At 31.8% G+C, this 11,520-nt stretch carries 16 protein-coding genes; 4 read left to right on the top strand and 12 right to left on the bottom strand.

The genetic code is table 11. From position 1 onward, the window contains the following. The 5 genes from ACH2BG_RS00005 to ACH2BG_RS00025 all read right to left on the bottom strand — a co-directional run. A partial coding sequence (locus tag ACH2BG_RS00005; protein ID WP_395045690.1) for a DUF1572 family protein occupies positions 1-414 on the bottom strand: 414 nt, incomplete at its 3' end. Next, positions 401-628, bottom strand: a complete 228-nt coding sequence (locus ACH2BG_RS00010) for a DUF6095 family protein (RefSeq protein WP_395045691.1) — start codon at positions 626-628, stop codon at positions 401-403. The genes ACH2BG_RS00010 and ACH2BG_RS00005, both read right to left, overlap by 14 nt. Positions 629-653: 25 nt before the next feature. Next, positions 654-1,472, bottom strand: coding sequence for an N-acetylmuramic acid 6-phosphate etherase (gene murQ, locus ACH2BG_RS00015; protein WP_395045692.1), 819 nt, complete (start codon positions 1,470-1,472; stop codon positions 654-656). Between the two features lie 21 nt (positions 1,473-1,493). Continuing rightward, a complete protein-coding gene (locus ACH2BG_RS00020; protein WP_395045694.1) occupies positions 1,494-2,162 on the bottom strand; it encodes a ZIP family metal transporter in 669 nt (222 codons plus the stop codon). An 89-nt stretch (positions 2,163-2,251) separates the two neighbouring features. After that, a complete protein-coding gene (locus tag ACH2BG_RS00025; RefSeq protein WP_395045695.1) occupies positions 2,252-3,016 on the bottom strand; it encodes a class I SAM-dependent DNA methyltransferase in 765 nt (254 codons plus the stop codon). A 123-nt stretch (positions 3,017-3,139) separates the two neighbouring features. Here ACH2BG_RS00025 and ACH2BG_RS00030 point away from each other — a divergent pair, with 123 nt between their 5' ends. Both ACH2BG_RS00030 and ACH2BG_RS00035 read left to right on the top strand, forming a co-directional pair. Next, a complete protein-coding gene (locus tag ACH2BG_RS00030; RefSeq protein ID WP_395045696.1) occupies positions 3,140-4,333 on the top strand; it encodes a class I SAM-dependent RNA methyltransferase in 1,194 nt (397 codons plus the stop codon). A gap of 111 nt (positions 4,334-4,444) precedes the next feature. Beyond that, positions 4,445-4,678 carry a hypothetical protein gene (locus ACH2BG_RS00035; protein ID WP_395045697.1) on the top strand — a complete coding sequence of 78 codons (234 nt, stop codon included), beginning with the start codon at positions 4,445-4,447 and terminating at the stop codon, positions 4,676-4,678. 57 nt (positions 4,679-4,735) lie between these two features. Here the strand turns inward: ACH2BG_RS00035 and ACH2BG_RS00040 are convergent, their stop codons facing one another. The 4 genes from ACH2BG_RS00040 to rlmD all read right to left on the bottom strand — a co-directional run bounded on the left by ACH2BG_RS00040 (position 4,736) and on the right by rlmD (position 8,301). After that, positions 4,736-5,386, bottom strand: coding sequence for an energy transducer TonB (locus ACH2BG_RS00040; protein ID WP_395045698.1), 651 nt, complete (start codon positions 5,384-5,386; stop codon positions 4,736-4,738). Positions 5,387-5,474: 88 nt separating this feature from the next. Continuing rightward, a complete protein-coding gene (locus ACH2BG_RS00045) occupies positions 5,475-6,209 on the bottom strand; it encodes a DUF6048 family protein (protein ID WP_395045699.1) in 735 nt (244 codons plus the stop codon). Between the two features lie 130 nt (positions 6,210-6,339). Then, the gene (locus tag ACH2BG_RS00050) at positions 6,340-6,846 is read right to left on the bottom strand and encodes a DUF6452 family protein (protein WP_395045700.1); all 507 of its coding nucleotides are present in this window, start codon (positions 6,844-6,846) and stop codon (positions 6,340-6,342) included. Between the two features lie 39 nt (positions 6,847-6,885). After that, positions 6,886-8,301 (bottom strand): 23S rRNA (uracil(1939)-C(5))-methyltransferase RlmD, encoded by a 1,416-nt coding sequence (gene rlmD / locus ACH2BG_RS00055; protein WP_395045701.1) that lies wholly within the window; start codon positions 8,299-8,301, stop codon positions 6,886-6,888. A 71-nt stretch (positions 8,302-8,372) separates the two neighbouring features. On the opposite strand from rlmD, the gene ACH2BG_RS00060 reads away from it, so the two are divergent. Together ACH2BG_RS00060 and rocD are read left to right on the top strand one after the other, a co-directional pair. Then, positions 8,373-8,918 (top strand): DUF1697 domain-containing protein, encoded by a 546-nt coding sequence (locus ACH2BG_RS00060; RefSeq protein WP_395045702.1) that lies wholly within the window; start codon positions 8,373-8,375, stop codon positions 8,916-8,918. 99 nt (positions 8,919-9,017) lie between these two features. Beyond that, the gene (gene rocD / locus ACH2BG_RS00065) at positions 9,018-10,262 is read left to right on the top strand and encodes an ornithine--oxo-acid transaminase (protein WP_395045703.1); all 1,245 of its coding nucleotides are present in this window, start codon (positions 9,018-9,020) and stop codon (positions 10,260-10,262) included. A 78-nt stretch (positions 10,263-10,340) separates the two neighbouring features. On the opposite strand, the gene ACH2BG_RS00070 is transcribed toward rocD, so the two are convergent. Genes ACH2BG_RS00070 through ACH2BG_RS00080 form a run of 3 tightly spaced genes read right to left on the bottom strand, consistent with a single transcriptional unit; the run spans position 10,341 to position 11,519 of the window. Continuing rightward, positions 10,341-10,670, bottom strand: a complete 330-nt coding sequence (locus tag ACH2BG_RS00070) for a CCC motif membrane protein (RefSeq protein WP_395045704.1) — start codon at positions 10,668-10,670, stop codon at positions 10,341-10,343. A 7-nt stretch (positions 10,671-10,677) separates the two neighbouring features. Then, positions 10,678-10,962: a DUF2752 domain-containing protein gene (locus tag ACH2BG_RS00075; protein WP_395045705.1), complete on the bottom strand. Its 285-nt coding sequence runs from the start codon at positions 10,960-10,962 to the stop codon at positions 10,678-10,680. A gap of 17 nt (positions 10,963-10,979) precedes the next feature. Beyond that, positions 10,980-11,519, bottom strand: coding sequence for a tRNA-(ms[2]io[6]A)-hydroxylase (locus ACH2BG_RS00080; RefSeq protein ID WP_395045706.1), 540 nt, complete (start codon positions 11,517-11,519; stop codon positions 10,980-10,982). Position 11,520: the final 1 nt, after the last annotated feature.

Genomic DNA, 11,520 nt, shown 5'->3' on the forward strand with positions numbered 1-11,520 from the left:
ATACGGATAATGCGCCAACTGCCTGTTTATGGCCTCAATAACCGTGTGACCTTCGTTTCTAATGTATATAATTGTCGATAATTGTTCCGGTTTTAAATCATTAATTGCGTCAAAAAAACAATTCCAACCTTTATTCCAAGTCTCAAGTAATTCTTCTTTGGTTTTAATGGAATCATTAAACTCACCATCTCGATTTCTCCATTCTTTTTCTCCATCGGTTGTTAAAAAATCTGTCCAACGAGAAAGCATATTTCCAGAAAGGTGCTTTATAATTGTCGCTATCGAATTCGTATCTTCATTTACCGAAATAAATAATTGCTCTGGTTCTAATTGTTCTATAGCTTTTTCACCAATTGTTTTGTAATAAAGCATTTGCTTTTTGACACTCTCTAGATATATACTATTTGTTTCCATCGAATAAACTTTGCATTATGGTTTTTAATCCTCTAAAAGTTAAAAAGATAGCAAAAAAACAAGCAGTTATTCCGATTCCTAAAACCAGATAATGCCAATTGTTTGCTTTATTTATAAAAGCATTATATATAATTGACGGACCAATAAAAAACAAAGGCAAAGCCCATGCAATGTATTTTATCCCTTTAAATAAGACTTCTTTATTTGTTGACATTCAGTCTGTTGATTTGGTTATTCGTTTATTTGTTTAATCGAAAATTATCTACTGCTGTTCTCACGCTACCGTATTTTTTCAATAACTCCGAAGCTTCTTCGTAACTCACAGCTATTTCGCTCATAATCATTTTAACACCACGATCTACGAGTTTGTCGTTGCTCAATTGCATATCGACCATTTTGTTACCTTTTACTTTTCCAAGCTGAATCATAGTTGCTGTCGAAATCATATTCAAAACCAGTTTCTGAGCCGTTCCAGCTTTCATACGAGAACTTCCAGTTACAAATTCTGGCCCAACTACAACTTCAATAGGAAATTGAGCAGTTTGTGATAATGGACTTCCTTCGTTACAAGTAATACAACCTGTTATAATGTTATTTTCGTTGCATTTTTCTAATCCCGAAATCACATAAGGAGTCGTGCCAGAAGCTGCAATCCCAATCACAACGTCATTTTTATTAATATCAAATTCACATAAATCAACCCAAGCTTGTGTGGTATTGTCTTCGGCATTTTCGACCGCTCGGCGAATGGCTTTGTCGCCACCAGCGATAATTCCGTTTACTAAATCGAAAGGAACACCAAAAGTTGGCGGACATTCCGAAGCATCTACAATACCTAATCTTCCAGAAGTTCCTGCTCCAATATAAAATAAACGTCCACCAAGATTCATTTTGGTAACAATTTCAGTAACTAATTTTTCTATTTGTGGTAACGCTTTTTCGACTGCTAACGGAACAGTTTTATCTTCATTGTTTATATTAACTAACAATTCATTAACCGACATTTTTTCTAAATGTTCATATTTTGAGGATTGTTCGGTGGTTTTTGTGAAAGTCATTTTCTAATAGTTTATTCAAATTTAAACAAAATAAGCCAATCCAATTCCTAAAATAATCATCGAAATTTTAGCAATATTAAATTTGTGTCCTTCGCTACTTTCAAAAATAATAGTTGACGAAATATGAAATAATATTCCAATGACAACAGCTGTTATTTGTGTATAATATTCGTTTAAAACAGGAAAATTTTCAGAAACCAAAGTTCCTAACGGCGTCATGACAGCAAAAGTTATCATAAACAAAAACAAGGTAGTTTTGTTTAGTTGCGTACCCAAGAAAAAGGTTGTTAAAATAATAGCAATAGGGAAGTGGTGTATTGCAATTCCTATGGCTAAATCATGGTGATGACCTACCGGAAATCCTTCTAACAAAGCATGCAAACACAAACTTATAAAAAGCGCCCATGGCATTTGCGTCAGTTTATCGTGTCCGTGCACGTGACCGTGTTCCGCACCTTTCGAGAAAAATTCTAGAATGATTTGGAACAAAATTCCAATCATAATATATATTCCAATGGCATGGCTTTTTGTTTCGTAAACTTCTGGTAATAAATGAATCACAGTTAATGACAACAAGAAAGAACCACTAAAAGCCAATAATAATTTTAGATTGGTTTTGTTCTTCGGTTGAAAAAACAAAGCGATTCCAAAACCCAATAAAACCGATAGTAAAGGTAAAAGATATTCCATATAATTGTTTGTTCGTGGATTTGGGGATTTGGTTATTTGGCTGTTCATTACAAATAACCAAATCCCCGAATAACCAAATAATCCTTATTTTATTTAAAAATCATAATTAATCGTTCGCTTTCAGTTTTATGGAATTTCTTTAATTTATAATCACCAAAAATGTCTAATAAATAAATGCCCGCTTCTTCCATCATTTCCTCAAAATCCTGCAAAGTTAAAGCTTGCACCTTTTCGGTAAAATGAAATTTTTCTCTATTGTCTTCAAAATCAATTTCTTTGTGAATATAGCCATCTTTTAGATAACGTTTGATATGAAAATCTATACCATCAACCGTTTTTATTTCCTCAGGAACAAGATTTGTAATTACATGATTTACATTCATAAAATCGATAACAGCAAAACCATATTCTGATAAGCTTTCTTTTATAGAAATTAAGGTTTTTAAATTATCTGCATCATTTTCAAAATAACCAAAACTGGTAAATAAATTGAAAATAGCATCAAATTTTTCTTCAAACGGCTCACGCATATCGTGAACTTTAAAATTCAAATGTATATTGTTGTTTTTACTAGCTTCTGCAATGCTATTTGGCGATAAATCTACTCCTAAAACATTAAATCCCAATTGATTTAAATAAATCGCATGACGACCTTTGCCACAAGCTAAATCTAAAACAGTCGCACCTTCTGGAAGATTTAAATAATGTGTCAGATTATCCATAAAAATCTGAGCTTCACGATAGTTTCTATCTTTGTAAAGTATGTGATAATAAGGAGAGTCAAACCAAGTAGCAAACCAGTTATTTGATTCAGGATTTGGGATTTGAGAATTAGGATTTTCGGATTCTGACATTGTTTGTTCTTTGAAATTCAAATATAACTGCAAATTTAATGTATTTTTGCAGAAAAATAACTATTACATCAACATTCACAACGCTTTTTGAATTGATTTTTGTAATTGACATTGATATTGAAAATGGAAAATTTTAAAATGATTGCCAAAACTTTTTTTGGCTTCGAAGAAATATTAGCAAAAGAGCTCACGCAAATGGGTGCTCAAGATGTAGAAATGGGAACCAGAATGGTTAGTTTTGCTGGTGATAAGGGATTTATGTATAAAGCCAATTTGTCCTTGCGAACTGCTTTGAAAATATTGAAACCTATTTACTATTTTAGAGCAAAAAGTGACGAAAATTTATATAAAAATATACAAGGAATCGATTGGTCTAAATATTTAAACACCAATCAGACTTTTGTCATAGACACAACGGTTCATTCAGAATATTTCAAACATTCGCAGTTTGTTTCTCAGAAATGTAAAGATGCAATTGTAGATCAGTTTAGAGCAAAAACAGGCGTTCGTCCAAGTGTAGATAAAGATTTTCCGGATTTGAGAATCAATGTTCACATCGATAAAGACCAAGTTTCAGTTGCTTTAGATACTTCTGGAGCTTCATTACACCAACGTGGTTACAAAACTGCGACAAATATTGCGCCTATAAATGAAGTTTTAGCAGCTGGAATGTTGTTGCTTTCTGGTTGGGAAGGCCAAGGACATTTTATAGATCCTATGTGTGGTTCGGGAACGATTCTTGCCGAAGCCGCTATGATTGCTTGTAATATTCCTGCCAACATAAACCGTAAGGAATTTGCTTTCGAAAAATGGAATGATTGGGATAACGAATTGTTTGATAATATTATGAATTCGTTAATGAAAAAAATTAAAGAATTTCATTATACGATTGTGGGTCACGATAAAGCGCCAAGTGCGGTTCAGAAAGCGATTGCCAATATAAAAAATGCTAATTTAGATGAATATGTAACCATTTCTGAACAAAATTTCTTTGAAACAGAAAAACAAACAGAAGGTAAGTTACACATGGTTTTTAATCCACCTTACGGTGAACGATTAGACATCGAAATGGAACGTTTTTATAGAGAAATTGGAGATACTTTAAAACAAAGTTACCCTAATACTAATGCTTGGTTTATTACAGCAAATCTTGAAGCATTAAAGTTTGTAGGATTAAAACCTTCACGAAAAATTAAACTTTTCAACGGAAGTTTAGAAGCACGATTGGTAAAATACGAAATGTACGAAGGAAGCAAGAGAACGAAATTTCAGAATTTAGATAACAGTAATCAGGTTTCAGATAGTAACGATTTGTAATTAGATTTAAAATAAATAATAGTATCATGATATTTCTCCTTCGTCGAAATGACAAAATAAACACCATCTTGTCATTTCGACGAAGGAGAAATCTCATTAAAAATTAAAAACATGAACAAAAAAACAAAATCATTCGTTTATAACTTTATAGGCTTTGCCATCATCTTTTTTACAACTAGATATTTAGTAGCAATTTATACTAATTTAGAAGGTTATTGGATTCCAATTACAGCTTTTGTATTAGGAACACTTTTGGCTCCAAAATTTCAAACCATTCAAACTAATGAAGGTGAGAAATTATTTATGAAATGGTTATTTATAAAAGGATTTAAGGAGATAAAGTAAGGTTGTTTTTCAAAGTCTTAATTTTCTTCTTGCTAAACCGCCTTAGAAGAAGTTTTATTAATTTATATTTATAGGAATTATATATGGAGTTTTTACAAAATCTCCTCCTTGATACCCTGGTTGCCATCTTGGAGATATTGATATTACCCTTTTAGCTTCATCATTTAGTTTCGTATTTGAAGTTTCAATGATCTCAATATTATTTGTGAATCCGTTGTTGTCAATAATAAACTGCACTTTCATTTTTCCTTTCTGACCGTTGCTATTAAAGTTATTTCCTATAAATTCATATAGCTGTTTGATTCCACCGTAAAACATCGCGTTAACTTCTGCAGCTTGTGCGTAGAATTTTATGGTTTCGGAATCTAATTCTTTTCCAGTATCGTCAACTAAAGTTTGAGAGCCGTTTTCGCGGTAAAAATATTTAGCTTTGACTCTTTTAGCATCTTTATATATTTCTAATTTGTCTATTTTATCATATGTGGCAATCAATTTTTCATTTTTATAAAAGCCAATTTTTGGATTTTCTTTTTTTGAATAGTCAATTGTTATTTTCACGTCATTTTTTTCATCAAAAAGTTTCCACATTCCAACTTTGTCTCCGCTTATGTTAAGTTGATTGATGTCTTCATCTTTATAATTGATGCTGCTTTGCGCAATCGATGATATCGTAATAAAATTAATCAAAAATTGAAATATTAGTTTCATATGTTTTCGTGGTTTAAAAATTTCTGCTAACATGTAAGTTTGTGTAATTCGTGATAAAAAAATAAAATTATTTCGATAAATGGAAAAATTATTTTTTAGAATCTAATATCTTTCTGCCACTAGATTTATACAAAGGAATAAAATAACTCACTGTATAATTCCAACCTACACCAAATTTTCCGTCATAAGTCCTATTAAAACCAGGAATATACAAATTATCGAAATTATCAGGTTTTTTGTTTGAAACCAGATAGTTTAAACGAGCACTAAATCCAGCATAGAGATTATTAAATAATTCTACTTTCATACCAGCAACAACTTCAACCCATTGTGCGGATAATCCGTTGTATCTTGTGTCATTAGCAACAGGTTGGGCAACTGGGAAATATGTATCTGTATTGTATATTTTATAACTATTTAATTCTTGACTAAATGTACTCACACCATAACGCAAACCAATGTGAATCATGTTTTCCATGTCTAACCAATTTTCGTAATTGTTAGAATCGAAACCTACTTTAAAATAAGTTCCTTTGGTTGTAAAATCAACAGTATTATCTTTGGTAGTTTTGGTTTCGTTACCAATTTCGGCAGCGAGATACATTTTTTTTGTCAAACGATAATCGCCTACAAACTCTATTCCTTTATAGTTTTTGTCATAAACTGTTCTGGCTAGTTTAGACAAATCGATACCTACACGCAAGCCATATCGTTGCGTTTTAGGGACAATAGTGTCTTTCTTTTTATCTTGTGCAAAAGAGCCAAATGATAAAAATAGAATTAGGATAGCTAAAAGTCGCAAGTCATAAAGTTTTAATGTCATAAAGCCCTGTGTGTATAGATTTTGATTCTTCTGTTTTTTTTCAAAAGAGTAAAAACTAAAAAAAGGTTGAAGCCATTTAGAATAAGGACTTTCGACTTTATGACTTTTCACTTTCGACTTTAGTGGGATATTAAAAGAAAATTTTAACATGAACTTCATCTTCGTTAAGAATTTTATATTTCTGAATTACGATTTCTTTAATCCAATTATCAGTATCAATAGTTTTTACAATTCCATTAGGATTATCAAGTAAACTAAAAACGGTTTTGTAGCCACAAGCTCTAGAAATAAAAACATCAGTTCTTATATAATTGATGGTTATTTTGTCTTCATTTCGAAGTGAAACATCTACATTTTGTGAATCATAAATAAAACTATACTTTGTAATATCGGCTGTAGTTTGTAGCGGAACTTCAATTTTACTCACGCCATTGTATAAAATTCCAGTAGACATTCCGTCAGCAACAATTCCTAAATTAGTAATAGTTTTTTTTGCCGTTGGTTCAAGATTATCATAAAACTCAACAATCATTCTCGGTGTTGTTGGCGTTCCATCTTCGCAAATATCATCTTTCTCACAACCAAAAAACAGGTTTGCAATAAAAATAGCAATAGTAATAATTTTTAGTTTTTTCATAAATCTGAAATCAAAAATCGTTAATCAGTAATCTTAAATCTATTTTCTTTTTTCTAAAAGTACCACATTTTCGACATGATGTGTTTGCGGAAACATATCAACTGGGCGAATGCGAGTTATTTTATACATTTCGTCCATAAGAGCCAAATCACGAGCTTGTGTAGCGGAGTTACAACTCACGTAAACAACTTTTTCAGCCCCAATAGTTAAGATTTGTTTTACTACATCGGCATGCATACCATCACGAGGCGGGTCGGTAATAATTACATCAGGATGACCATGTTGCGCAATAAAAGCATCATTGAAAACATTTTTCATATCACCTACAAAAAACTCACAATTAGTAATATTATTGCGTTTTGCATTTTCTTTGGCATCAAGAATAGCTTCAGGAACTGCTTCAACTCCAATTACTTTCTTGGCTTGTTTCGAAACAAACTGTGCAATAGTTCCGGTTCCTGTATATAAATCATAAACGAGTTCATTTCCTGTTAATCCAGCAAAATCTCTTGTTATTTTGTATAATTCGTAAGCTTGTTCAGAATTGGTTTGGTAAAAAGATTTCGCATTAATACTAAATTGTAAACCTTCCATTTCTTCTAAAATATACTCACGACCTTTGAATAATTTTACATCTTGGTCATAAATCGTGTCATTTGGTTTTCCATTTATCACATATTGTAATGAAGTAATTTCTGGAAAAGTTTCAGCCAAATGATTTATAATCAATTCACGTTGTACTTTATTTTCTTTAAAAAACTGAATCAGAACCATGATTTCACCAGTCGAAGCCGTACGAATCATAAGTGTTCTAAGTAAACCTTCGTGATTTCTTGGATTGAAGAATTCTAAATTATTTTCTATCGCAAAACGACGAATTTCGTTACGAATCGCATTCGATGGATCGGCTTGCAAATGACATTTTGTAATATCAAGAATCTTATCCCACATTTTTGGGATATGAAAACCCAACGCATTTCGGTCATCAAACTCTTCATCACTTTTTATTTCGGCTTCGGTCATCCAACGAGCGTTCGAAAAACCAAATTCCATTTTATTTCTATAAAAGAACTGTTTTTCCGAACCTAAAATAGTTTCAAATTCAGGCATTTCGACCTTCCCAATTCTTTTCAGGTTGTTATAAACTTCATTTTGTTTGTAATACAATTGTTGTGAATATTTCATATTCTGCCATTTGCAACCACCGCAAACACCAAAATGTTCGCAAACCGGCTCTGTTCTATGCTCAGAATATTCATGAAAATTGATAGCTTTTCCCTCATAATAAGCCTTACGCTTCTTGAAAGTTTGCACATCGACTACATCGCCAGGCACGACATTAGATATAAAAATTACTTTACCATCAGGAGCTTTCGCCACCGAAACGCCTTTTGCACCCGCATCAAGGACTTTTACCGTATCAAAAACGATTTTGTCTGTTATTTTTTTTCCCATGTTGCAAAAATAAGGATTGTTAGGTTCATTTGATAAATTATTTTAAATTTATACCAAAATCTATATAAATAATGACAACCCATCTCGCTCTCCTTCGTGGCATCAACGTTTCTGGTCACAATATGATAAAAATGGATGCATTGAAAAGCGCCTTAGAAAACATTGGTTTCCAAAATGTGGAAACGTATATTCAATCAGGAAATGTATTTGTAGATTCGGAAGAAGAAAATGGTCCAAGTGTTGGTTTTACAATCAAACAGGAGATTTTTAAAGTTTTTGGTCATGATGTTCCTAATGTTGTTATTGGTAAAAAAGATTTAGAAGATTGTTTTAAAAACAATAACTATTTAAAAGAAAAAGAAGTCGATACGAAAAAATTATATGTTGCTTTTATTTCGAAAGAATTGAATGCTTCGGCTTTAAATGATTTAAAAATCAGTCAGTTTAAGCCTGATGAAGCTAGTATTGATTCGAGTAGAATTTATATCAAATATGATGTTGGCGCAGGAAAAACCAGATTAGATCAGAAATATATTGAGAAAAAACTAAATGTAACGGCAACCATTAGAAATTGGAATACGGTTACCAAGTTGTTAGAAATGTTTGGAGAAAGATAAGCAGTAAATTAAAGAATATTCATTATTTTTGTCGAAAATAGGGATGATTTCTCTCCAAAAGAAGGAATTGAGATTACTAAAATCAATACAATTATTACCATGTCAGTATTAGAAAAAATCAGTTCACAAGAAATTATTGCTTTAGAAGACAAATATGGAGCGCATAATTACCACCCACTTCCTGTTGTTTTGGCTCGTGGAGAAGGCGTATATGTTTGGGATGTAGAAGGAAAAAAATATTACGATTTCTTATCAGCTTATTCGGCAGTAAATCAAGGACATTGTCACCCAAAAATTGTGGGAGCAATGATAGAGCAAGCACAAACATTAACATTGACTTCTCGTGCTTTTTATAACGACAAATTAGGACCTTACGAAGAATTTATAACAAACTATTTTGGTTTTGATAAAGTATTACCAATGAATACTGGTGCCGAAGCGGTAGAAACTGCTTTGAAACTATGTAGAAAATGGGCTTATGAGAAAAAAGGAATTGCCGAAAATGAAGCGCAAATTATTGTTTGCGACGGAAACTTTCACGGAAGAACAACGACGATTATTTCGTTTTCTAACGATGAAAATGCACGTAAAAACTTTGGTCCTTACACCGCTGGTTTTATTAGCATCGCTTATGATGATTTGACCGCTTTAGAAAATGTATTAAAATCATCAAAAAATATTGCAGGATTTTTAGTAGAACCTATACAAGGTGAAGCTGGAGTTTATGTTCCTGCAGAAGGTTATTTGGCAAAGGCGAAAGCACTTTGTGAAGCTCATAATGTTTTATTTATTGCTGATGAAGTACAAACAGGAATTGCTCGTACGGGTAAATTATTAGCTGTAAATCACGAAAACGTTCAGCCAGATATTTTAGTTCTAGGGAAAGCAATTTCTGGTGGGGCTTATCCAGTTTCGGCAGTGTTAGCAAATAATGAGATTATGAATGTCATTAAGCCAGGTCAACACGGATCTACTTTTGGTGGAAATCCAATTGCTGCTGCGGTTGCGGTTGCAGCACTTCAAGTTGTTACCGATGAAAATCTTGCTGAAAATGCTGAAAGATTAGGGAAAATTTTCCGTTCGGAATTGGCAAAATTTATTGAAATTTCTACCATTGCAACTTTAGTACGTGGAAAAGGTTTATTGAATGCAATTGTGATAAATGATACTGAAGAAAGCGATACCGCTTGGAATATTTGTATGGCTTTGCGTGATAACGGATTGCTAGCAAAACCTACACACGGAAATATTATTCGTTTTGCACCACCATTAGTAATGAATGAAGAGCAATTGCTAGATTGTGTTTCGATAATTATTAAAACATTGAAACAATTTGAGAAGTAATTTTCAATTATTTTTATAAAATAAAATCCGTCTAGTTTTTAGAACTAGACGGATTTTTTTATTATAATTATTTTAGGTTTATGAACCCATTAATTCTCTCATTTTTTCTTGCATCAATTCTGGATTTTGCATGTTATCATATCCAAATGTATAAATCATCCAAATAACTAATAGTAAATATATTGCACTTAAAACAACACCAATAATAGCTAAGATTTTACCTGTGTTTACATTTTTGTAATCAGAATATAATTCAGGATTTGTTGCATATAATGCAATGTCTTTTTTAGCTAAAACTAAAGCTATAATTCCTAAAATTAAACCTATTCCGTAGCAACAACAGGTAATAATTGATAAAATCCCTAAGATAAGAATGACGGTTCCGTTTGGTAATTTTTGTTTTTCCATAGTTTTTTTAAAAGTTTGTTAGTTTGTAAAAGTAAGAAATTATCATAATAATAGCATTAATAATTGCCAATGATATAATTATTTTGTGATAATTTCTAGATTTGTCAATAAAGTTTAATCCCAGAATTATAAAAAATATAATAGTGGTAAAAATGGCAGGAAACATATAAAAAGCTTCAACAAATTCGCCTTTTAGAATTAATAAAAAAGCTCTTTGTGTACCACAACCGAAACAATCTATACCAAAAAGTGTTTTGTTTACGCAGGGAATCATGAAGTCTTCGATTTTCATTTTTTGACTTTAAATAATTACCCGTGGATAGTTTCTTTTGTTCCGTAATTAGATATGAGTTCTCCTTCAAATTCTAACCATTCTGCCCAACGTTTGTCTACATCAACTTTTTCTGAATATTTTCTGGCAAATCCTAAAAATGTAGTATAATGCCCGGCTTCGCTAATCATAAGTTCTCTATAAAAATCAGCTAATTTTTTGTCTTGAATATTTTGAGAAAGTACCTTAAAACGTTCACAACTTCTAGCTTCAATCATTGCCGAAAATAATAATCTATCTACAAACGCATCATTACGGCTTCCGTCTTTTTTTAGAAATTTGAATAATTCGTTTACATAATGGTCTTTTCGCTCTCTACCTAATGTTAGTCCGCGTTCTTTAATAATTTCATGAACCATCTGGAAATGATCTATTTCTTCTTTGGCAATCTTTAATAATTCGGTTACTAATTCTTCATGTTCAGAATTGTGAGTAATCATTGTAATTACATTTGTGGCTGCTTTTTGTTCGCACCAAGCGTGATCGGTAAGAATTTCTTCTATATTCGATTCTACGATC

The organism is Flavobacterium sp., assembly GCF_043779715.1.
GTDB lineage: Bacteria > Bacteroidota > Bacteroidia > Flavobacteriales > Flavobacteriaceae > Flavobacterium.

Bases quoted from the DNA above. Each gene is read 5' to 3' on its own strand.
- ACH2BG_RS00010 (WP_395045691.1), bottom strand. From the start codon at position 628: ATGTCAACAAATAAAGAAGTCTTATTTAAAGGGATAAAATACATTGCA.
- murQ (WP_395045692.1), bottom strand. From the start codon at position 1,472: ATGACTTTCACAAAAACCACCGAACAATCCTCAAAATATGAACATTTA.
- ACH2BG_RS00020 (WP_395045694.1), bottom strand. From the start codon at position 2,162: ATGGAATATCTTTTACCTTTACTATCGGTTTTATTGGGTTTTGGAATC.
- ACH2BG_RS00025 (WP_395045695.1), bottom strand. From the start codon at position 3,016: ATGTCAGAATCCGAAAATCCTAATTCTCAAATCCCAAATCCTGAATCA.
- ACH2BG_RS00030 (WP_395045696.1), top strand. From the start codon at position 3,140: ATGGAAAATTTTAAAATGATTGCCAAAACTTTTTTTGGCTTCGAAGAA.
- ACH2BG_RS00035 (WP_395045697.1), top strand. From the start codon at position 4,445: ATGAACAAAAAAACAAAATCATTCGTTTATAACTTTATAGGCTTTGCC.
- ACH2BG_RS00040 (WP_395045698.1), bottom strand. From the start codon at position 5,386: ATGAAACTAATATTTCAATTTTTGATTAATTTTATTACGATATCATCG.
- ACH2BG_RS00045 (WP_395045699.1), bottom strand. From the start codon at position 6,209: ATGACATTAAAACTTTATGACTTGCGACTTTTAGCTATCCTAATTCTA.
- ACH2BG_RS00050 (WP_395045700.1), bottom strand. From the start codon at position 6,846: ATGAAAAAACTAAAAATTATTACTATTGCTATTTTTATTGCAAACCTG.
- rlmD (WP_395045701.1), bottom strand. From the start codon at position 8,301: ATGGGAAAAAAAATAACAGACAAAATCGTTTTTGATACGGTAAAAGTC.
- ACH2BG_RS00060 (WP_395045702.1), top strand. From the start codon at position 8,373: ATGACAACCCATCTCGCTCTCCTTCGTGGCATCAACGTTTCTGGTCAC.
- rocD (WP_395045703.1), top strand. From the start codon at position 9,018: ATGTCAGTATTAGAAAAAATCAGTTCACAAGAAATTATTGCTTTAGAA.
- ACH2BG_RS00070 (WP_395045704.1), bottom strand. From the start codon at position 10,670: ATGGAAAAACAAAAATTACCAAACGGAACCGTCATTCTTATCTTAGGG.
- ACH2BG_RS00075 (WP_395045705.1), bottom strand. From the start codon at position 10,962: ATGAAAATCGAAGACTTCATGATTCCCTGCGTAAACAAAACACTTTTT.